This is a genomic window from Pseudomonas sp. 1152_12 (assembly GCF_052850675.1).
On record NZ_VXCW01000010.1, the window covers coordinates 67,731 to 88,125 of the forward strand.

Annotated in this window: 21 protein-coding genes and 2 pseudogenes; 17 read left to right on the top strand and 6 right to left on the bottom strand. The window is 59.8% G+C overall.

Translation table 11 applies throughout. The features are described from left to right. Positions 1-45: 45 nt before the first annotated feature. From FW764_RS19420 to FW764_RS19430, 3 genes are all read right to left on the bottom strand, one after another. Positions 46-252, bottom strand: coding sequence for a BTAD domain-containing putative transcriptional regulator (locus FW764_RS19420; RefSeq protein ID WP_446435422.1), 207 nt, complete (start codon positions 250-252; stop codon positions 46-48). A gap of 1,112 nt (positions 253-1,364) precedes the next feature. Then, the gene (locus tag FW764_RS19425) at positions 1,365-1,595 is read right to left on the bottom strand and encodes a hypothetical protein (protein ID WP_446435242.1); all 231 of its coding nucleotides are present in this window, start codon (positions 1,593-1,595) and stop codon (positions 1,365-1,367) included. Between the two features lie 15 nt (positions 1,596-1,610). Beyond that, a complete protein-coding gene (locus FW764_RS19430) occupies positions 1,611-1,895 on the bottom strand; it encodes a hypothetical protein (protein ID WP_446435243.1) in 285 nt (94 codons plus the stop codon). 412 nt (positions 1,896-2,307) lie between these two features. On the opposite strand from FW764_RS19430, the gene FW764_RS19435 reads away from it, so the two are divergent. Together FW764_RS19435 and FW764_RS19440 are read left to right on the top strand one after the other, a co-directional pair. Continuing rightward, on the top strand, positions 2,308-3,444 hold the full coding sequence (locus tag FW764_RS19435) for a hypothetical protein (RefSeq protein ID WP_446435244.1): 1,137 nt from the start codon (positions 2,308-2,310) through the stop codon (positions 3,442-3,444). 14 nt (positions 3,445-3,458) lie between these two features. Next, positions 3,459-3,749 (top strand): hypothetical protein, encoded by a 291-nt coding sequence (locus FW764_RS19440; protein WP_446435245.1) that lies wholly within the window; start codon positions 3,459-3,461, stop codon positions 3,747-3,749. A 531-nt stretch (positions 3,750-4,280) separates the two neighbouring features. On the opposite strand, the pseudogene FW764_RS19445 reads toward FW764_RS19440, so the two are convergent. The 3 genes and pseudogenes from FW764_RS19445 to FW764_RS19455 all read right to left on the bottom strand — a co-directional run. Beyond that, positions 4,281-4,404, bottom strand: a pseudogene (locus tag FW764_RS19445) (tyrosine-type recombinase/integrase); the annotation flags it as partial. A gap of 533 nt (positions 4,405-4,937) precedes the next feature. Then, a pseudogene (locus FW764_RS19450) lies at positions 4,938-5,118 on the bottom strand (ISL3 family transposase); the annotation flags it as partial. Positions 5,119-5,362: 244 nt separating this feature from the next. Then, positions 5,363-5,992, bottom strand: coding sequence for a CatB-related O-acetyltransferase (locus tag FW764_RS19455; protein WP_446435246.1), 630 nt, complete (start codon positions 5,990-5,992; stop codon positions 5,363-5,365). Between the two features lie 743 nt (positions 5,993-6,735). Between FW764_RS19455 and FW764_RS19460 the strand changes: the two genes are divergently transcribed. The 15 genes from FW764_RS19460 to gspD all read left to right on the top strand — a co-directional run bounded on the left by FW764_RS19460 (position 6,736) and on the right by gspD (position 20,346). Then, positions 6,736-7,650 (top strand): Fe(3+) dicitrate ABC transporter substrate-binding protein FecB, encoded by a 915-nt coding sequence (locus FW764_RS19460; protein WP_446435423.1) that lies wholly within the window; start codon positions 6,736-6,738, stop codon positions 7,648-7,650. A gap of 2 nt (positions 7,651-7,652) precedes the next feature. Then, positions 7,653-8,642 (top strand): iron-dicitrate ABC transporter permease FecC, encoded by a 990-nt coding sequence (fecC, locus tag FW764_RS19465; protein ID WP_446435247.1) that lies wholly within the window; start codon positions 7,653-7,655, stop codon positions 8,640-8,642. Continuing rightward, positions 8,639-9,607, top strand: coding sequence for an iron chelate uptake ABC transporter family permease subunit (locus FW764_RS19470; RefSeq protein WP_446435248.1), 969 nt, complete (start codon positions 8,639-8,641; stop codon positions 9,605-9,607). Before fecC ends, FW764_RS19470 begins: the two co-directional genes overlap by 4 nt. Positions 9,608-9,611: 4 nt before the next feature. After that, positions 9,612-10,403, top strand: a complete 792-nt coding sequence (gene fecE, locus FW764_RS19475; RefSeq protein ID WP_446435249.1) for a Fe(3+) dicitrate ABC transporter ATP-binding protein FecE — start codon at positions 9,612-9,614, stop codon at positions 10,401-10,403. Between the two features lie 334 nt (positions 10,404-10,737). Continuing rightward, entirely contained in the window at positions 10,738-12,435 is a 1,698-nt protein-coding gene (gspE, locus tag FW764_RS19480) for a type II secretion system ATPase GspE (RefSeq protein WP_446435250.1), read from the top strand. Continuing rightward, positions 12,432-13,628 carry a type II secretion system inner membrane protein GspF gene (gene gspF, locus FW764_RS19485; RefSeq protein ID WP_446435251.1) on the top strand — a complete coding sequence of 399 codons (1,197 nt, stop codon included), beginning with the start codon at positions 12,432-12,434 and terminating at the stop codon, positions 13,626-13,628. Before gspE ends, gspF begins: the two co-directional genes overlap by 4 nt. After that, positions 13,625-14,074, top strand: coding sequence for a type II secretion system major pseudopilin GspG (gene gspG, locus FW764_RS19490; protein WP_446435252.1), 450 nt, complete (start codon positions 13,625-13,627; stop codon positions 14,072-14,074). The genes gspF and gspG overlap by 4 nt, the downstream gene beginning before the upstream one ends. A 7-nt stretch (positions 14,075-14,081) precedes the next feature. Beyond that, on the top strand, positions 14,082-14,507 hold the full coding sequence (locus FW764_RS19495) for a type II secretion system protein (protein WP_446435253.1): 426 nt from the start codon (positions 14,082-14,084) through the stop codon (positions 14,505-14,507). After that, on the top strand, positions 14,504-14,836 hold the full coding sequence (locus tag FW764_RS19500; RefSeq protein WP_446435254.1) for a type II secretion system protein: 333 nt from the start codon (positions 14,504-14,506) through the stop codon (positions 14,834-14,836). The genes FW764_RS19495 and FW764_RS19500 overlap by 4 nt, the downstream gene beginning before the upstream one ends. Next, complete coding sequence (locus FW764_RS19505; RefSeq protein ID WP_446435255.1) at positions 14,833-15,441, top strand: prepilin-type N-terminal cleavage/methylation domain-containing protein; 609 nt, start codon at positions 14,833-14,835, stop codon at positions 15,439-15,441. The genes FW764_RS19500 and FW764_RS19505 overlap by 4 nt, the downstream gene beginning before the upstream one ends. Beyond that, the gene (locus tag FW764_RS19510; protein WP_446435256.1) at positions 15,438-16,139 is read left to right on the top strand and encodes a type II secretion system minor pseudopilin GspK; all 702 of its coding nucleotides are present in this window, start codon (positions 15,438-15,440) and stop codon (positions 16,137-16,139) included. Before FW764_RS19505 ends, FW764_RS19510 begins: the two co-directional genes overlap by 4 nt. Further along, the gene (locus tag FW764_RS19515; protein ID WP_446435257.1) at positions 16,136-17,128 is read left to right on the top strand and encodes a type II secretion system protein GspL; all 993 of its coding nucleotides are present in this window, start codon (positions 16,136-16,138) and stop codon (positions 17,126-17,128) included. Before FW764_RS19510 ends, FW764_RS19515 begins: the two co-directional genes overlap by 4 nt. After that, positions 17,103-17,702 carry a type II secretion system protein GspM gene (gene gspM, locus FW764_RS19520; RefSeq protein WP_446435258.1) on the top strand — a complete coding sequence of 200 codons (600 nt, stop codon included), beginning with the start codon at positions 17,103-17,105 and terminating at the stop codon, positions 17,700-17,702. The genes FW764_RS19515 and gspM overlap by 26 nt, the downstream gene beginning before the upstream one ends. Then, positions 17,699-18,217 (top strand): hypothetical protein, encoded by a 519-nt coding sequence (locus tag FW764_RS19525; RefSeq protein WP_446435259.1) that lies wholly within the window; start codon positions 17,699-17,701, stop codon positions 18,215-18,217. Before gspM ends, FW764_RS19525 begins: the two co-directional genes overlap by 4 nt. 5 nt (positions 18,218-18,222) lie before the next feature. Beyond that, positions 18,223-20,346, top strand: a complete 2,124-nt coding sequence (gene gspD / locus FW764_RS19530) for a type II secretion system secretin GspD (protein ID WP_446435424.1) — start codon at positions 18,223-18,225, stop codon at positions 20,344-20,346. Positions 20,347-20,395: the final 49 nt, after the last annotated feature.

A 20,395-nucleotide genomic window follows, 5' to 3' on the forward strand; every position in this document is an offset into this window, starting at 1 on the left:
ACTGGGTTTGAAGAGCCTTGTGAGTTGGAGTCGAGAGGCTTGAAGTTAGCCATGGGTCACCTCCGCAACATCGTGGCTTGATTCAAGAGCACGGGCCTTTTCCATGGCGGCGTTGTAACGACCAAGGCGTACGGAAAGAGATGAGTCTGCTCGCAGAGCGGAGAGAGCCATAGCTCTGAGGGCTGCTGCGCGGCTAAGAGCGGACGGATTGCGGGTATGTTGCTTCATGGGGGTGTTGCTCCAACTTAATATGTGGAGCTGTCACCAATCGCCGTCAAACGATTTAGGGTGGCAGCTGTGCGCGGGTTGACGGACCGGGAAAGTTGGCACCCAGCGCACCCGAAGGTGCCCCACGCACAGCCGCCATAACACGAAACGGCAGGCACAAAAAAAGCGCCAGCTGTCGAATGGTGGGCGCTTATGCGCCAACTTGCTCGGGCCGTCAAACCCGGTCGCTGATATGCAGCGACATGTGGACATTAGCCGTTTCCCATGTGATCGGCAAGAGCTAACGTTCCGTAGGGGATAGAAAGGTTACTCGGGAAGGGCGTTGCATCCGTTTCTTTTTGCATCCGTTTTTGATCATCTGATTCGTAAATCTAGAATCTTAAAAAACTCATATAAAACAATAGGTTGGTGTTAAAACGTAACAGTGGAAACTGAAAAGGTGTTCGATTCCTTTTCTCCTGCTAGAAAAGGAACCAATTTACTGGGCAGGGAGAGAGCTGAGGCGCCTTGTTCTCGGGCGTTCTGGCAACTCCAAGCTTATGAGGTCGGTATGCCAAAGAACCCGCTAAATGCATACAAATTCGCTGTTAATCCTCTCTTTTCGCTTAGCGCATCTTTGGCACTGATTCAGAGGGGAATCGGAAGGAAGTGCTCTCTGGAAACCCTTGATCTACCTGGCTTGGCTCGATTTGTCTCGGATAATCCCGCTTCTTCCCGCCGACTTCCTCACCAGTGCCAAAGCTGCCACCTCCTCACAGGAGGAGTGTTGTGAGGCACCGCATTGACTCGGCATATTTCAGCGAATTATCTGTGGCACCGAGGCACCGAGGCACCGATGTCGGCGACTTAGCCTGGTTTGGATCATTGGCGACCAGCAGTTGCTTTGTATTGATCCGGGCAATCTGGCTTTTTCGTCGGGTTGAGCATTTGACTCAACGGGGGTTGCTGGCTGCTGTCGTCAGGCCCTGAGACACCGAGGTTGCGACCGCTGAATCGTCGAAGTCCGCGTCGCGTCCATTGCGGTCACTTTTTCAGGCGTATTTCAAGGCGTGCTTTGAGCTGAGGCTTTTCCCAGAGTGCGCGGGCTAAGCGTTGCATCCATTCATTGTGCTCGCTGTGGGGCGATCAAGGCTGTTTCAGATTTTTCCGTTATATTTTTCGTCATAGCAATACAGCTGCTCGTCAATCTCCCTCAGCGGGCGATTAAGCTGCCGGGCCAGGTCACTCAGTTGCTCGGCATAGGCGATGTATTTCTTGTAGTTGTAGGTCCCGTAGTAAAGCTTTGTGCCAGTCAATGCTCTGTAGGCTCTGACGTCGATGATGGGAAACAGGTCTGGCCTGATGAACTTGAGTATCGAACTCGCCATCGGGAAGCCGATGCCCTATGCGAGGACGAGCTGGTCGATGACGTCCTTTACGAGTGGATCTTTCAGGGAAATATCTGGGGTGGTCGCGAGGGCATTGAGTTTTTCAAGGGTTACAGGCGGTACCGAGAGCACTCTATTGGATTTCCACAGAGATACGCGGCGCAACTCGTTCTCGGTGATAGCGCTTGAATTGTTCAACTGTGCGTGCAGTGCTGCGGTCTCTTCATCATTGTAGGAAAAGGTGAAATCCAAGGCTTCGTTTTGCTTGTCGAATGTCCTGTATTGGCGTTTTGTGTTCATTGCTGAGTCCTTTCGGTGAATGTCGTTTCCTTGCTCGTGGCGCAAATTTTTTGCGCTATCTAGCTACAGGAGTGGTCGCCTTTGCTGTCAGTGTCGGGTGTACAGTAGAGCGGCTATCTCCTCCGTTGGAGGATCAAGAGTACAGAAGATGGAAATGCACCACGGGGACTAGGAGTGATGTTGACTGTCCGCTCGTGGCCGATTCTGTTGAAAAAGCTGGCTTCGGTTTCCACGGCAGAAAAATTCGCGCCCGAGATTGAAATCTGTGTTTTGAGCAATTTAAAAATGCCTATAGAGAAGCAGTGTCGGGCTTTAAAGCTTTTATACCTTAACCGTCTGTCGGTTCTCCAGCACGTTGTCCGGTTCGCGTCTAGTTTTTCTATGGCAGGTTTTTCACAAGGAGATGAAAAATATGTCATGGACTTTCTATCTAACAATTACCAATGGTACGGACCGTACACTGGAAGTAACTAGCAAGTCGATCGAGTGGGGCACTTGGTATCGTGACTCCCAGGATGACAGAGGCCCGTGTAGCATTCCGCCAAATACAACCATTCAAGCTCTCGGTATCCGCGCAGCGCGAGGTACATGGACGGGCTATGAGTGTCATGCACAATGGAAGGATCAGGTGCCACCCGGCGAGAAAGGTTACGGTGCTATCACACTGATGATTGACGTTCCGTTCTCAGGCTCCAATGCCTCGAGCCTGACAAGTGGTGGTGCTCTGACAACTTACGGTTGGCAAGACCTGCCGTCGGGTGGGCATGACTTCAACCGTTCGATCACTATTCGCGCTGGGCGCGATAAGAAGCTGATACTGGAGGAGGGCTCCATGGATCCGGTCGAGCAGGAGTATCGTGAGTATTTGCTGGAATTTGCAGCGAAGAACCCCGATGTACGCGATTGGGATCAGGTTGAGAAGGATTTGACGGAAGTAGATGATTTCAATCCATTGAAGTACATCCCAGAAGGTCCGACCCTGAGCCGGCGCTTGCTGGCTCGCTCCGAGCCGCTGGTAATCGAGCCGGAACTTTGGGATGGCATTGGCGATGTGGATTATCCGACACCTTATGCTCAAGACTTATTCCTAGACGAATACTTTGCTGTGGCGATTTACAGCGTCGGGACTGACCCTAGGAGCTTCATTAATATTCCTGCAGGATCTTCGCGCAAGACCAGCGAGAAGATCACGGTAACGTCGGCGATCAAGAATGTTTTGACCCTTAACTGGTCGCTCAAAACATCTCTTTCAGAGAAAGCTGTCGAACCGGTGTCCGGTTCTGAAGTGGCCTCAACTCTAGACATGGAATTCGGTGTAACCGACGTGCTAGAGGTTAGCCGGGAATCGGTTACGGAATCGATTGTGGAGCAAGAGTTCAAGGCGCCAGAAGACAGTGACGTGCTGATCGTGCCTTGGGTGTTCAGCACTGCGGTAATCATTTACCGTCGTACGAAGAAGGGCAAGGTCAGCCTCGTAGCGGTGTCTGAATGGGCGCAGATGCAGTTCTTCAAAAGTTATCGTGTGCATACACAACTCAAACTGTCTTGAACAGGAATGTCGCCATGAAATTATCAAATGTCTTACTATTGAGTATCGTATTTGCTTGGCAAGGCATGGCCTTCGCCGATACACAGAAGTCTAATGCCGAAACCTTGTTATCTAACGACAAACCACCGCTAACACAGGCGGCGCAGGAGAAGGAACAAGAAAATGTTGAGGCTGACCGGAATGAATGTTGGTCCGCTAAGAATTGTTCTGGAAAGATCCTAAACAATAAAGATGCGCACAACTGTAAATTATCCGGCGGTAAGTCATGGCGGAGCAAGACTACAGGGCAATGCACTAATCTTTAAGTTAAAGGTATCGATTATTTTTTGAAGCACGTCACCAGCACAGTGGGTTGATCACGTTGGCGTAGATGGCAGCAGTAACCTTCTCAGGGCTCCTGTGAAAGTTTCAACCATCGCTACCGACTCAGCTCCGCTTACTAGAAGATAGGCCTCTACTCCTTCACTAGGCGTGGGGGCCTTTTAGTTACGTGGTCGAGAAGAGACATGCCCGCGTATGAGCGCCTCTTGAGGCGGCGAACTGTAGCTGACCTTTTATTGGTAATCGGTCGGCAGGGCGCCGGTGAAGGGGCTCTCTGGTCTAAATCCCGTAGGGAAATTTGCGGGGATTCTTTAATCCTTGTTCAACGTCGTTAGGCGTCGATTGCAGTGCTCGCCTACGTAAACAGCTGTTGTGTAAAGTATTTCAGAACGTCCGCCGGCATGGGGTGCTAGGGGGCGAGTGTTCGAATCACTCTGTCCCGACCATATTTTTTCAATGACTTAGGCCAATGTTCAGAGCATTGGCTTTTTTCATGTGCGTGACTTGTCGTTTTTTTACACCTGCTTCCTCTTCAAAATTGTCAGGACCGGTTCCCGTGAATCGGTTGCTGATACCATGTTCGCAGCTTCAATCGTGCCCGAGCTCAGCGCCCGAGTAGTGGCGGGTGATGCTGCCGTTCCCCCAGCAACGCTTTCCACATTAACCTCCCCGATCATCTGGTACGGGGAAGCTTCTCGCGATTCCCTGGGACAGCATCTGAGGGTGTGATATTTGGAGTGTAGAAATCAGATTCATCAGCACGCCGTCGCCATGATCATGGACGCCAATTCAACGTTAGCAACAGGGGTCGAACAGGCCTCTGAGTCTGAGTTGTGCGGGATGAGCCGGGCCGGATATCTTGATTTGTGCATCAATCAAGCTCTGGAACGTTAGGCCAGACTGCTAGGCACGCTCCGTTGGGAGTGCCAGCTAGATCCGGGAGAGACGTATCTTTCATCCGTGACGAGGATCGACGCTTGGGCCGCAGTACTCTGAATCGACTGGCTACTGTAAAGAGCACAGGTTATTAGGACGAGGTGAAGGCGAAGCGCGAGGGGGGGGGCGCAGTAATTCAAGCTATGTAAGCCCACTCAAACATGCGAAATGGGCGACACGAAGATTTGAGGTGCCTGGAGACGATCGGCGAGAAGGCCGGGCATACCAAACGGGGTCTGGCCAAGAATGGGCAAATCACGAACGACTCGCTCGCAATATTCATGAGTGGTAGCTACCACAGGAAGGGAATTGGGTAGTGTGGGGAGTCAGATCAATCTGTAGGGCGTCGCCATCGGGCTTGATAGTGACGACAGAGAAGCCCTCCCAGAAGGGAAGAAAAGTATTAATATCGCGCATAAGAACGCCGGTTTGTTAGATGTGTTTGCTCGCACGAACATCATCAATCAAATCGGCGTTCTGGTTTCTATGTTTCCCAGGATTCCGTGAAGAACCCAATTTAATCGGTGGTTTCCAAGCGGGTTGAGACATTTAGTCGCCAGGTAAAAGCAGCAAGCCCGCTAAAAGCGGGCTTTTTAAGGTCTCGAAAAAACCACGCCCTTCAACGGGCAGCAGTTGCTGATGTAGCGCTTTTTAGCGTGCCTCAGTCAGCCGAGAGCGGACGCTGCTTCAGGTAATCCAAAAACGGGCTGATATCTGTACTGCAGAGCAAATGCGCGATTGAACACACCTCGGTCTCTGTCCATTCCCACCATGCGGACTGTTCTAGGATCAGGCGGGTGGGCTCATCAAAGCGCCAGCGGATATGTTTAGCAGGGTTGCCGCCCACGATAGCGTACGGCGCAACGTCTTTGGTCACAATCGAGCCGGCGGCGACGACCGCGCCGTTGCCGATGGCGACGCCAGACAGAATTTTCGCGTGCGAGCTGATCCAGCAATCATTGCCAATGGTCACGTCACCTTTACTGCCACCAAAATCAGTGATGTGGGCGACGCTTTTAAGCTTGGCCGGAAAGGGATAGCAACTGAGCCAATCGGTGCGATGGTGACCCCCCAAATACACCTCAACATTGCCCGCGATCGACGTGTAGGCGCCTACGCGCAAGGTCGTACCTTCGTGCCAATCGTGAACCTTCAAGTCCCCGTAGGTACCTATGCCAAAGCTGTATTCGGGGTAACGGTTGCGCAGTTTTTGCGTCGAACGCTCCAGAGGGGAGAGCGCGCGTAATGCCTTGCGCGCTTGGTGTTCGCGCCATTTACGCAATAGTTTCATGCGTCGAGCCTTCTTGCAGAGGTTGAAATCAGGTCGTCATCCTGAGCAATGAGGGGCGTGTATGCAAGGTGTGATCATCGCGAGTGTTGCTGTGCTAAGCCCGGTAAAAGCCGCAAATTGATCACCCTCATTGTTTCGGTCTCCACCGAGCGCGCTAGCCTGCGCAAATACCAGAACCTCGCACGCGGGATCTTCGCCGAGCACTCGAATGTGATGGGGGTCAAGACGCTGGAGGCCCCGGCATTGGTCTGCGGGCATAGCGGCGCTGGCCTGGCCAGCGATTACGCAGTGGAGGAGGGCTTTGCGCATTTGCTGCAAGGTTCCGGCCTGAGACTGCAACCGATGTGTGATCAAGCCTACAGGCCGGTGCCGGAGTGCGGCAGTTTGCAATTGGCGCCGACTTCGACCGTTGGCATCACCGGGCTTGAGGGCAGCGATATCGCTGTATGCCAACTACATGGAAGGCCTGAGCCAGGGAGAAATCGCGCCCTCTACCTCGATCAACGAAGATCAAATCTTCCCGCCGTTTATCAGCCGCCAAGTCGAAATGGGCGCCAAAATAAGACGCCAGCGCCTTTGCGGTCATCAACCCAGCTCGCCACAGGATGTGCAAAGCGGGGGTAAATGAAAAAGCGTTAATAAGAATGTTTTTTGATTGCATCGCGCCGATATGGAATAGTACCCGCCGTTTTCCCCGGACGGTCTAGCTGGGGTGTTCCAACGCCGAGGTCTTTGTCATGCGAATGCTGCGCTCCATCCCGACCCTTGCTGCCTGCCTCCTGGCGTTTTCTTCAAGCGTGTTGAGCGCTGCGCCCATCGACCTCAATGACGGCCAGCACGCGGTGCACTTGCCGGGTACCCCCAAGCGCGTGGTGGTGCTGGAGTTTTCCTTCCTGGATAGCCTCGCCGCCGTTGACGTCACTCCGGTCGGTGCCGCCGATGATGGCGACGCCAACCGTGTACTGCCGCGTGTACGCCAGGCCATCGGCCAATGGACATCCGTGGGCCTGCGCTCGCAACCGAGCATCGAGGACATCGCGCGGCTCAAGCCCGACCTGATCGTCGCCGACCTCAATCGCCATCAAGCGTTGTACAGCGACCTGTCGAGCATCGCGCCGACCTTGCTGTTGCCGTCGCGCGGTGAGGACTACCAAGGCAGCCTGAAGTCTGCCGAGCTGATCGGCAAGGCCTTGGGCAAAAGCACGCAGATGGAGGCGCGCATCGCACAGAACCGCGAGCACTTGCAGGCGATTGCCAAGCAAATCCCGGCGGGCGCCAGCGTGTTGTTTGGCGTCGCGCGGGAAGACAGTTTTTCCGTACACGGCCCGGACTCCTACGCCGGTAGCGTGCTCGAAGCCATCGGCCTGAAAGTACCGTCGGTACGTGCCAAGGCCGCGCCAACCGAGTTCGTCAGCCTGGAACAACTGCTCGCGCTGGACCCGGGGTGGTTGCTGGTGGGGCATTACCGGCGTCCAAGCATTGTCGACACCTGGAGCAAGCAGCCGCTGTGGCAGGTGCTAGGTGCCGTGCGCAATCACCATGTGGCTGAAGTCGACGGCGACAGCTGGGCACGCAACCGTGGTGTATTGGCTTCGGAGCAAATTGCCGAAGATGCCCTGGCGATTCTCAAAGGCGGCAAAGCCGTATTGAGCCAATAAGTATGCGGCGAAGTCTCGCGGCGGCAAGCATTGTGCTGCTGGGCGCCTTGTTGTTCTGGCTCTCGTTGTACAGCTGGTCGCCGTTCACCCTCACCACCGCAGATGCCTGGAATGGCCTGGTTCATCAGGGGCGCGTAGGCGGCAATATGGCCTATATCGTCGCCCAGCTGCGGGTGCCTCGGGCCGTGTGCGCGGCATTGGTCGGTGCCTGTCTGGGCCTGGGCGGTGCGCTGATGCAGGGCATTACGCGCAACCGTCTGGCCTCACCGTCGCTGTTTGGCGTGACGGCGGGTGCGGCGTTGGGGTTGGCGCTGTTCTCGACCGGCTTGGTCGCGCCACCCTTTGCCGGTGGCGCGTTGTTGATGACCTGCCTGGGCGGCGCATTGGCCTGGGTCACCGTATTCAGCCTGGGCGGTGCGTGGTCGCCGACCACCGCCCAAGGACGATTGGTATTGGCCGGCGTGGCCGTCGCCGCATTGTGCGCGGCACTGACCCGGCTCACGGTGATTCTGGTCGAAGCCCAGGCTCAAAGCGTGCTGAACTGGCTGGCTGGATCGTTAGCCAACGTCGGCGCAGCCCAGGTGCAACTGCTCTTGCCTTGCACCTTGATCGGTGGTCTGTGGGCGCTGTGGTGCGCGCCGCGCCTGAACCTGATCAACCTTGGTGAAGATGCCGCACGTTCGTTGGGCGTCGGCATCGGCAGCCTGCGCTTACAGGTGTTTATCGCCAGTCTGTTGCTGGTGGGCGCGAGTGTCTGCGCCGTCGGCCCCATCGGTTTCGTCGGGCTGATCGCACCGAATATCATTCGGCAATTTCTCGGCAATGACTACCGTTGGCTGATCCCGCTGAGCGCGGCGTTGGGCGCGGTGATCGTACTGGGCGCCGACTTGCTCAGTCGCGCTGTGGCCTTTCCAGTGGAAACGCCCGCCGGTGTGGTCACCGCACTGATCGGCGCACCGTTTTTCCTCTTTCTCGCCAGGCGCGCGTTATGACTCAGCCACGATTACGCCTGTGGCTGCTGCTCGGCGGGTTGCTGGTCGCGACTTTTATCAGCCTCAGTGCCGGCACCTTGTGGCTCACGCCGCAAACGGTGCTGGAGCGCTTGCTGGCCCATAATGCCCTCGACTTCGAAGTCTGGAACCACCGCCTGCCGCGCAGCCTGATCGCGATCCTCTCCGGTTGCGCGTTTGGCCTGGCCGGGGCGATCGTGCAGGGGGTGATTCGCAACCCGCTGGCCTCGCCGGAAATCCTCGGCGTCACCCAAGGCGCTGGGCTGGCGCTGACGGTGGCGATCATCAGTTGGCCGCACATGACGATTGCCTGGTTGCCACTGGTGGCCTGCCTGGGCGGCGCCGGTGGCGCCTTGTTGCTCGCCTTGTACAACACCGGCGTGAGTTTTTCCGGGGTGCGGTTTGCGCTCTCGGGTGTGGCGATTGCAGTGACCTTGTCCAGCGTCACCGAGTTCTTGATTCTGTCCCATCCGCTGGATATCAACACCGCCTTGCTCGCACTCACCGGCAGTTTGTGGAGCCGCAACTGGCACCATGTGGCGCTGGTGTTGCCGTTCCTGCCGCTGATTGCGCTGGGCCTGTGCCTGGCCAAACCGCTGAACCTGATCGCCCTCGGCGACGAAGCCGCCCACAGCCTGGGCACCGCGCTGACCCGCACGCGCTGGCTGGCGATGGCCTGCGCGGTGGTGCTGACCAGCCTGGGCGTGGGGGTGATCGGGCCGATTGGGTTTATCGGCCTGGTCGCGCCGCACATGGCGCGGCGCCTGGTCGGCGGGCATCACCAGTACCTGCTGCCGGCTGCCATGCTGATCGGTGCGTTGTTGCTGGTGCTGGCCGACACCCTCGGGCGCACGTTGATCGCGCCCAGCGAAATCCCGGCAGGGGTACTCACTGCGGTGATTGGCGCGCCGTATTTTCTTTGGTTGCTGGCACGGTTCAAGGGCTGATGACATGAGTATTCTGCAGGCACATCAACTCCACATCGGCTACGGTGCCACGCGCATCGTGCAAGGGTTGTCGTTCGCTCCACCGGCTGGGAAGGTCACAGCATTAATCGGCCCCAACGGCTGCGGCAAGTCCACGTTGCTCAAGGCCTTCGCGCGGATCCTCAAGCCGACCCAGGGCGAGTTGACGCTGGGTGGCCAAGCCTACGCCAGCCTGTCCGCTCGCCAGCTAGCACAGCAGATCGCGTTTTTGCCCCAGGTATTGCCGGTGCCGGAGGGTGTCAGCGTGCGCCAACTGGTCGCTTACGGGCGCAGCCCGCATAATTCGCTGTGGGGCCGCCTGAGCGGTAGCGATCAAGCCCACGTGACTCAGGCCATACAACGCTTGGAACTGGACAACCTGACCGACCGCGCCCTGGCGGACTTGTCCGGCGGCCAGCGCCAACGTGCTTGGCTGGCCATGGTGCTGGCGCAGAACGCGCCGGTGGTGTTGCTCGACGAGCCCACCACCTACCTCGACATCAGCCACCAGGTAGAACTGCTCGACCTGATGGGAGCGCTGGCCGCCGAAGGTAAAACCGTCGTCACCGTGCTCCACGACATTAACCAGGCCTGCCGCTATGCCGACCACCTGGCGGTGATGCATGGCGGCAAGCTGGTCGCCGACGGTGCGCCGTCAGCGGTGATCAGTGCCGAATTGATGCGCCAAGTGTTCGATGTGCACGTGCAGATCATGCGTGAACCGGGGGCCGGCACGCCGATGTGCCTGGTGGAGAAAAGTACCCGAACTCACGCCTGACGTTATGTGAAAGTTTGGGTGGTTTATCCTATGAAGATGGAGTTTGTTGAGCCGCTGTTTGAAAGCGTGTCAATAATTAGCGAAGTGGCTAATTGCAATTAGCCAATCCCTACTGTCACCTGTGAGCCTTGTAAATAAAGGGCTGTACTGGAAAATCGGGATAGCTTAAGTCTATTCATTTCAGTTTGTTTCTCGCCTTCCGGAACTAGATTTGCAACTTAAAGTCGATTAACCCAGTTAACTCCGACTGCGGCGTGGCGAACTAATGGCATTGTTATGGCAGTGTCCAGTAGTTCCAAATAGCCATACTTTCTCGCAACTAGACCCCCACACTATGTCGTCAACGCTCATCGATGCCTGCCATATGCAGATCCCGCACACCGACCCAGTGTGCGCGTGGCTGATGCGGCACGCCGGGCTGAAAAGCGTCGACCTGGACCGCGCCCGGCGCCTGTCCACTGACAGCAGCGATCTGCTCGGCCTGCTCACACGCCTGGGGCTGGTCTCGGAAATCGAATTGGCCCGCGCCTGGGCTGAACTGCTCGGCGCCCCCCTGCTGCTGGCCGATGCCGCGCCGCCGTTGCTCGATCCCTTGCCAGCGCTTACCGAGCGTTTTATGCGCCACTACCAGGTGGTGCCCATGGGCTGGGCCCAGGGGGGATTGCGCGTACTGGCGGCCAACCCTACGCAACACTATCCATTCCAGGCCCTGGCTTACGCGTGCCAGGTGCCAGTGTGGCTGGCCATCGGCCCGCGCACTGAAGTCGACACGTTGATCGAGCGCTACTACGGTCAGGGCCGCACCGCCATGGGCACCTTGATCGAAAATCTCGATGAACAGGGCGGCGCGCTGGAGGATATCGAACACCTCAAGGACATGGCCTCCGAAGCGCCGGTGATCCGCCTGGTCAACCTGATCCTGCAACGCGCAGTCGAACAACGCGCGTCGGATATTCATATCGAACCCTTCGAAAACCAGCTCAAGGTGCGCTACCGCATTGACGGCGTGCTGCACGACGCCGAGGCGCCGCCGGCCAGTTCGTCGGCGGCGGTGATCTCGCGGGTGAAGATCATGGCGCGCCTGGACATCGCCGAACGGCGCCTGCCCCAAGATGGGCGGATCATGCTGCGCATCCAGGGCAAGGCGCTGGATTTGCGCGTGTCCACGGTGCCCACCAGTTTTGGCGAATCGGTGGTGATGCGCCTGCTCGACCGGCAAACCGTTCAATTCGACTTCCAGAGCTTGGGCTTTGACGGCCAGCGCCTGGCGGCGTTTCTCGACCTGCTCGAACGCCCCCACGGTGTCCTGCTGGTCACCGGGCCTACCGGCTCCGGCAAAACCACCACGCTTTATACCGCGTTGTCGCGGCTCAACACCGCCGAACGCAAGATCATCACCGTCGAAGACCCGGTGGAATACCAGCTCGAAGGCATCAACCAGATCCAGGTCAAGCCAGCCATCGGCCTGGACTTCGCCGGCGCGCTACGCTCCATCGTGCGCCAGGACCCGGACGTGATCATGATCGGCGAAATCCGCGATCTGGAAACCTGCCGCATCGCCATCCAATCTTCACTCACCGGCCACCTTGTACTCTCAACCTTGCACACCAACAGCGCCGCCGCGAGCATCACGCGGCTGCTGGACATGGGCGTGGAAAGCTACCTGATCGCCTCAACGGTCAGCGGCATTCTCGCCCAGCGCCTGGTGCGGCGCCTGGACCCTTCGACCCGTGTGGCGTTTGCTGCGCCGCCGGAGTTGATCGAGGAACATGGCCTGGATCGCCTGACCGACCAACGCCCGATCCTGCTCTACCAAGGCCGTTACCACGGCCGCAGCGCCATCACCGAACTGCTGGTGATGAACGACGAACTGCGCAGCCTGCTGATGCGTCACGCCGACGCCGCCACCCTGGAGCAGGCCGCGCGCCGCGCCGGTTTGCGCACCTTGCATGAAGAAGGCTTGCGCCAGGCGCTGGCGGGCATTACCTCGTTGCAAGAAGTGCTGCGCGTGACCCGTGGAGACGGCGTGTGAGCCGCTTCAAGTTTCGCGCGTTGGACAGCCAGGGCGTGGCCCAGAGCGGCACGCTGCAAGCCCAGGACCAAGCCGCCGCCATCGCCGTCCTGCACAAACGCGGCCTGTTGCTGCTGCACATCGAAACGGCGGGCAGCCCGAGGTTGCGCAACACGCGCGGGCAATTGAAGGGCGCGGCACTGGTGAGTTTTACCCAGCAACTGGCCACCTTACTGGGCGCCGGTCAGCCGCTGGAGCGCTCGCTGAGCGTGCTGCTTAAGCAGCCCGGCCAACCCCAGGTGCGCGCGCTGATCGAGCGCATCCGCGACCATGTCAAAGCGGGCAAACCGTTATCCGCCGCGCTGGAGGAGGAGGGCGACAGCTTCTCGCCGCTGTACCTGAGCCTGGTGCGCGCCGGTGAAGCGGGCGGCGCGCTGCAAAGCACCTTGCGCCAACTCAGCGACTATCTGGAGCGCAGCCAGTTGCTGCGCGGCGAAGTGATTAATGCGCTGATCTACCCGGCGTTCCTAGTGGTCGGCGTGTTGGGTTCGCTGGCGCTGTTGCTTGCGTATGTGGTGCCGCAATTTGTGCCGATTTTCCAGGACTTGGGTGTGCCGGTTCCGCTGATCACCGAAGTGATTCTGGCGCTGGGCCAGTTCCTCGGCGCCTATGGCTTGGTGTTACTGACCGCGATCATCACCGCCAGCTGGATCGTGGCGGCGCGTCTGCGCGATCCGCTGCAACGGCAACGCTACGACCGGCGCCTGCTCAGCGTTCGCGTGATCGGTCCGCTGTTGCAACGGGTCGAAGCAGCCCGCCTGACCCGCACCCTCGGCACCTTGCTCAGCAACGGCGTGGCCTTGCTGCCAGCGCTGGTCATCGCCCGCCAAGTCTGCACCAACCGTGCCCTGCAAGCCCAAGTGGCGGATGCGACGGAGTCGGTTAAAGGCGGCGGCACCCTCGCCAGTGCGTTCGGTGCCCAACCCTTGTTGCCGGACCTGGCCTTGCAAATGATTGAAGTCGGTGAACAAGCCGGGGAATTGGACAGCATGCTGCTCAAGGTCGCCGACGTGTTCGACGTCGAAGCCAAACGCGGTATCGACCGTTTGCTCGCCGCACTGGTGCCTTCCCTGACCGTGGTCATGGCCGTGCTGGTGGCGGTGATCATGCTGGCGATCATGCTGCCGCTGATGAGCCTGACCAGCAATATATGAACCTTCAAGGAGCTGAACCGATGCGCCGATTGCGAGTCATCACCCCACGCCGCCAAAGCGGTTTTACCCTGCTGGAAATGCTCGCGGTGATCGTGCTGCTGGGCATCGTCGCGACCATCGTGGTGCGCCAGGTCGGCGGCAATGTGGACAAAGGCAAATACGGCGCGGGCAAGGCACAGTTGGCCAGCCTGAGCATGAGAATCGACAGTTACGCCCTCGATGTCGGCGCGCTGCCCAACAGTCTGCAACAGCTGGTGGACAAGCCCGCCAATGCGTCCAGCTGGGCCGGGCCCTACGCCAAGCCTTCCGACCTTAAGGACCCGTTCGGCCATGATTTTGGTTATCGCTACCCTGGCGAACACGGGGCTTTCGACCTCATTTTCTATGGTCAGGACGGCCAGCCGGGCGGCGATGGCTACCGCGCCGACCTGGGCAATTGGCAATGACCGGCGTATGAACCAGCGCGGCTTCACCCTGCTGGAGATGCTGGTGGTCATCCTGCTGATCGGTGTCGCCGCCGGGTTGCTGGGGCTGGGTGTACGCCAAGGTTTGCAGGTGGCGCAAGAGCGCCGCGTGGTCGGGCAGATGGTCGACGCGCTGCGCGCCACCCGGGCGGGCGCGGTCATCAGCGGCACGGCCGCGCGCACTGAATTCGATTTGCCGGGCATGACGTTCCAGGCACCGGGCCGCACGCAGCACCGCTGGCCGTCTCAACTGCACGTCAGCTTGCACACTGCTGAACGGGCTGGCTCCGCCATTGAGTTCTACCCCGATGGCAGTTCCACCGGCGGCCATCTGCTGGTGGCCAATGGCACTCGGCATTGGCGCATTGACGTTGGCTGGCTGACCGGCAGCGTGCAGTCCAAGGCGCTGCCATGAAATACCAAACGGGTTTCACCTTGCTTGAAATGCTCGCCGCGCTGACGCTGATGGCGGTGTGCAGCACGGTGTTACTGGTTGCTTTCGGCCAAAGCGCGCGCTCGTTGGCTCAGGTCGCCCGCAGCGATCGTCTCACCCATACGGCGCTGACCGTGCTCGACCAGGAAGCGGCAGGGCCGTTGGTGGAGGGTATCAGCCAAGGTGACTTGGACGGCATCCACTGGCAACTGACCCGCTCCCGACAACAGTCGCATGTTTTTCGCCTCGACCTGACCGTCAGCGAAGGGCCGCACCACGCCCATTTCAGTACCTTGAGGGCGCGCCTGTGAAGCGCTGCGAGCAGGGTTTCACCTTGCTGGAAATCCTCGTGGTGCTAAGCCTGCTTGCGGTGTTGCTGGTGCTGGTGGGCGGTGCGTTGCTCGGCGCTAATCGCGCGGTGGCCAAGGCCCAGCGCTACACCGCCAGCCTGGATGAGATGCGCGCCGCGCAGCAGTTTCTGCGCGCGGCGATCAGCGAGGCGCTGCCGTTGGATGTCACCGAAGACGACAGCCAGACGGACGGGTTTTTCCTCGGCACACCCAAGCGCTTGCAGTTTGTGGCGACCTTGCCGGGCGTGCTCGGTGGTGGGATTCAGCGGTTCACCTTGCAACAGCGCGAGCAGCAATTGCAGGTGGCGTTTTCTCAGTTGGAATCCCACACCAACTTGGCCCGCAGTGAACCGCAAGTGCTGCTGAAAAACGTCGCGGATTTGCAGTTCAGTTATCGCGGCGTATCGCCGCTGGGCCAAGCCACAGGATGGATTAATGAATGGCCGTGGCCCCGGCGACTGCCTGCAGCGGTGCGCGTCGCCGCCAGCCTCGACGGCCCGCTGCCGTGGGTCAGCCAAGTGATCGCGCTGCGCCTGAACCTTTCCAGCGGAGCGCTCGAAGAATGAAGCGCCAACGCGGCGCCGCCCTGCTGCTGGTGCTCTGGGCGCTGGCCTTGCTCAGCGTGTTGCTTGGCGGCCTGGCCGGTTGGGTGCAGTTGGAAAGCCGCCAGGCCCTGTGGCTACGCCAGCACACCCAGACCGTGCTGGCCGCCGAAGCCGGTATCGCTCTGGCCATGGCGGATCGGCACTGGATCGCCGACGGTCGTGACATGCCGCTGACCTTCGACGATGCCCAGTTGCACGTCAGTCTGCGCAGCGAGCGCGGCAAGCTGTACTTGATCAACGCCGAGGCCGATGACTTCACGCGCCTGGCCCTGGCCTGCGGCGCCACCCAGGCCCAGGCCAGCCAGCTGATCAAGGCCCTGGAGGCGCGCCGTAAGCAGGGCTTGCCGCCGTTTCGGGTGCTGGAAGAAGTGCGCCAACTACCTGGCATGACGCAGACGCTGTACAGCCAATTGCTGCCGGAAATCACTTTATGGAGTGACCTGGATCGCCCTGATCCTGCCTTCGCCAGCCCGCTGATGCGCCACGCGCTGAACCTGTCACACCAGAACGCCGAAGGCGCCGACCCAGGCGAAGTGTTGGTCGTTGATAGTCACGCACAACGCCCCGGCGGCTATCAGGCACGCCTGCAACTCACGGTTTTATTGAGCCCATCGGAGGACAGCGCGCAACCCTACCGGGTGCTACGTTGGCAAGAATGAATCGACTGGAACCCATTGCCCGGCACTGGCGTGGCAGCCTGCTGCAACAAGGTTGGCGCCTGTGGCTCGCAGAGTTGCGCACCTGTGTGCCGAGTTGGCGGGTACTGCACGAGCCGCCTGAGCAGATTTACCACTGGCCATTGAGCGGCCCGGTCACACCCGGCAGCACGCGCCAGGTGTTGATGCTCGCGCCCGACGCTGTGCTGTTGCAAACGGTGCAACTGCCGCTGGCCGCTGCGCGCAACCTCGCCACCGTGGTTGGTTATGAGCTGGACCGCTATACGCCGTTCGACACCGACCAGTTGTATTTCGTCGCGCGCCAAGAGCAGCGCACTGCCACTCATTTGCACGTCACGCTAGTGGCGATCTTACGCGAACAGCTGGACCAGATCCTCGTCGACTGCGCGGCTCTAGGCTTGCACCCCCATCGGGTGGATGTGAACCACTTGGGTATCGACCTGCTCCCGGCGCCCTTGCGCCCGCGTCAACGCCCAGCCGGCAAAGGCTTGCAACGCCGCCTGCCGTGGCTGTGCGGCGCCTTGTTGATTGCGGCAATGCTGCTGTGGCTCAACGACCGCCAGCGCGTGCTTGATGCCATGCACGCCAGCGTGCAGCAGCAAAAAGCCCAGGTCGCCGAAGTGCACGCCTTGCGCCAACAACTGCTCAACACCCGGGGCGCGGCGCAGTACCTCACCCGACGCAAACTGGCACAGCCGCCCTTGGCCGCCTTGCTCAATGACCTCACCACCTGCTTGCCGGCCGACACCTGGCTAGACCAGTTGGACGTCAAGGGCGGCGAGATTTCGTTCTCTGGGCAAAGCGCCAAGGCCAGTGCGCTGATCAGCCGTATCAAAGGCTGCCACAGCCTGGAAAACGCCCAGTTCGAAGGGGTGATTCAACCCGATGCGCGCACTGGCAAGGACCGGTTTGCCTTGCGTGCCCACTTACGCCAGGAGGCTGCCGATGCGCCGACCCCTCACACCCCGTGAACGTCGCGGCGCGGCCTTGCTGTTGCTGGTCGTGGTGGTCGGCGCAGCCTATTGGCTGTTGATCGACAGCTGGTTCGCCGGCCCCTTGCGCGACATGGCTGAACAGGCCGAGCAGCTGCGTGAACAGCAGCAACGCTACGCCGCTGTGGTGCGCCAAGGCGATGCGTTGCGTCAGCAACTGGTGCTAGCGCAGCAAGACCCGGCCAGCAGCACCAGCCTATTACCGGGGGATGACCCCGATGGGGTGGCCGCCGACCTGATGCAACGCCTTGCCGACCTGATCAACAGCCACGCTAGTCTGGGCGGCGGCTGTAGCCTGACGCAACGTAAGCCGATCACCCCGGAGCAGGATGAAGGTGAGCCGTATCGCCAGGTCAAGGTCAGTCTTACCCTTAACTGCGCCATCGAGCCATTGGAAGCCGTGCTTCACGAGCTTGAATACCAGCCGCCGTTTCTGTTCGTGGATGAACTGCGCATCCGCCGTGGCCAACAGGCGCCCGTCACGGGGGGCGCCGGAAAGTTGGTGGTGCACCTGCTGGTGCGTGGTTACCTGCAACCGCAGGTGGCGCGATGATCGGCGCACTGCGCCCCCTGGAATGGGGCTTGCTCGGCTTGGCCGGGTTACTCGGCGTGCTGATGGCGGTGATTCTCAGCAGCATCGGCGATGAACCGCAGTGGCTGCCCGAACCGGCTGCGCGCGCGCAGCCTTCGGTCCGCGTAAAAGTCGCGCCAAGCGTGCCGCTGGAAACCCTCGCCGCCACTTGGCAAGCGCCGCTATTCAGCCCGGATCGCAGCCCCGATAGCGTGGTGGGCAAGGCCCGGGTCTCGAGCCTGGCTAACCTGACCCTCAGCGGGATCATGATCACCGGCAACCTGCAAATGGCGATGCTCAAGCAGACCGATGGCCGCCCGCTCACCGTGCGCGTGGGCCAGACGCTGCCCAACGGCTGGCGGCTGGAACACCTGACGCCGCAATACGCCCGTTTCGCCCTGGATGGCCGCACGCACACCTTGAGCCTCTACGCCAAGCGCTTGCCGCCGCCGTCCACCCGGCCCCCGATTACTCTTCCCCGCGAGCCCCTCCCTTGATTGATATGCGCACCCCGACGTTTTGCCTGGCCGCCGCACTCACATTGGGCGGCTGTGGCACCTTCACCGACCGCCTCGAAGCGGACGATGGCCTGCTGCACGAAGCCATGCGAGGCACCGGCTCACAGCGCTCGCCGAGTGAGGCACCTGCGCCTGAAAGCCCGCAGCCTGAAGCCAAGTCAGCACCGCAACGCCAGGTGATTCGTGGCAACCAGCAGTTCGTACGCCCGCCCGGAGCAACGCCGAGCCCGAAGGAGGAGGGCGGCGACATCGTATTCAACTTCGCCGACCAGCCTATCGAGGCGGTGATCAACAGTGTGATGGGCGACTTGTTGCACGAAAACTACAGCATCGCCCAGGGTGTGAAGGGTAATGTCAGCTTCTCCACCTCCAAACCGGTGGACAAGCAGCAGGCGTTGTCGATCCTCGAAACCCTGTTGTCATGGACCGACAACGCGATGATCCGCCAAGGCCAGCGCTATGTAATTCTGCCGGGCGACCAAGCCGTGGCGGGCAAGCTGGTGCCGCAGATGCACGTGGCTGTGCCGTCCAGCGGGCTCTCTGCGCGCTTGTTCCCACTGCGGTATATCTCCGCCACCGAGATGCAAAAACTGCTCAAGCCGTTCGCCCGCGAGAATGCTTTTTTGCTGGTGGATCCGGCGCGCAATATCCTCAGCCTGGCCGGCACCCCGGAGGAGCTGGCCAACTACCAGGAGACCATCGACACCTTTGATGTGGACTGGCTCAAGGGCATGTCGGTGGGCGTGTTCGGCCTGCAACGCGCGTCGGTGGCCGAGTTGATGCCCGAGCTGCAAGCCATGTTTGGCCCGGACAGCGGCATGCCTCTGGCGGGCATGCTGCGTTTTCTGCCCATCGAACGGACCAACTCGGTGGTGGCGATTTCTTCACAGCCGCAGTACCTCAGCGAGGTGGGTGACTGGATCCGCACCATCGACGAAGGCGGCGGTAATGAACCGCAGATGTATGTCTACGATGTGCGCAATATGAAGGCTTCGGACCTGGCCAAGTACTTGCGGCAGATCTACGGCAATGACGCGATCAAGGACGACGCGCCAGCCAAGGTCGCGCCGGGGTTGCGCACGACCACCTTGTCGTCGCTCAACAGTAACGCTGGTGGTATGCAGAACACGCCGCCACCAGCCGAAGAGCCCGAGCAAACGCCGGACGTTACACCGCCTGCGCCGGATAAAAGCCTTGAAGCCGGCACGCGCATTACCGCGCAAAAAAGCAGTAACCAACTGCTGGTGCGCACCCGCCCGGCGCAGTGGAAGGAGATCGAAGCGGCGATCAAGCGCCTAGATAATCCGCCCCTTCAGGTGCAGATCGAGACGCGTATTCTTGAGGTCAAGCTCACCGGTGAATTGGACCTGGGGGTGCAGTGGTATTTGGGGCGACTGGCGGGGAATTCTTCGAGTAAGACGGTGGCGAATGCGTCCGGCAGCCAGGGCGCGTTGGGCGCTGGCGGGTCGGGGCTGGGAGCATCGGATTCGTTGTTCTATTCGTTCGTCAGCGCCAATTTGCAGGTGGCGTTACATGCGTTACAGACCAATGGGCGTACGCAGGTGCTGTCGGCGCCGTCGCTGGTGGTGATGAATAACCAGCCCGCGCAGATTCAGGTGGGGGACAACATTCCTATCAGCCAGACCACGGTGAATACCGGCAGCGCCGATTCCACGTTAAGCAGCGTCGAGTATGTGCAGACCGGGGTGATTCTGGATGTGGTGCCGCGCATCAACCCGGGCGGCCTGGTGTACATGGATATTCAGCAGCAAGTCAGTGACGCAGAGAACCAGACCGGCAATAGCGATACACCGGTCAATCCACGTATTTCGACGCGGTCGGTGTCGACGCAGGTGGCGGTGCAAAGTGGGCAGACGGTATTGCTGGGTGGGTTGATTAAGCAGGACAACGCGCAGAGTGTCAGTGCCGTGCCGTACTTGGGCAAAATTCCTGGGTTGCGCTGGTTGTTTGGTAACACCAGCAAGTCCAAGGATCGCACGGAGTTGATTGTGTTGATTACGCCTCGGGTGATTACCAGCAGCAATCAGGCGCGACAGGTGACGGATGATTATCGGCAGCAGATGCAGTTGCTGCGGCCGGCAAAATGAAGTGAAGGAACGCGGTAGAGAATGTAAGAGCGGAACCCTACTCAGCCGT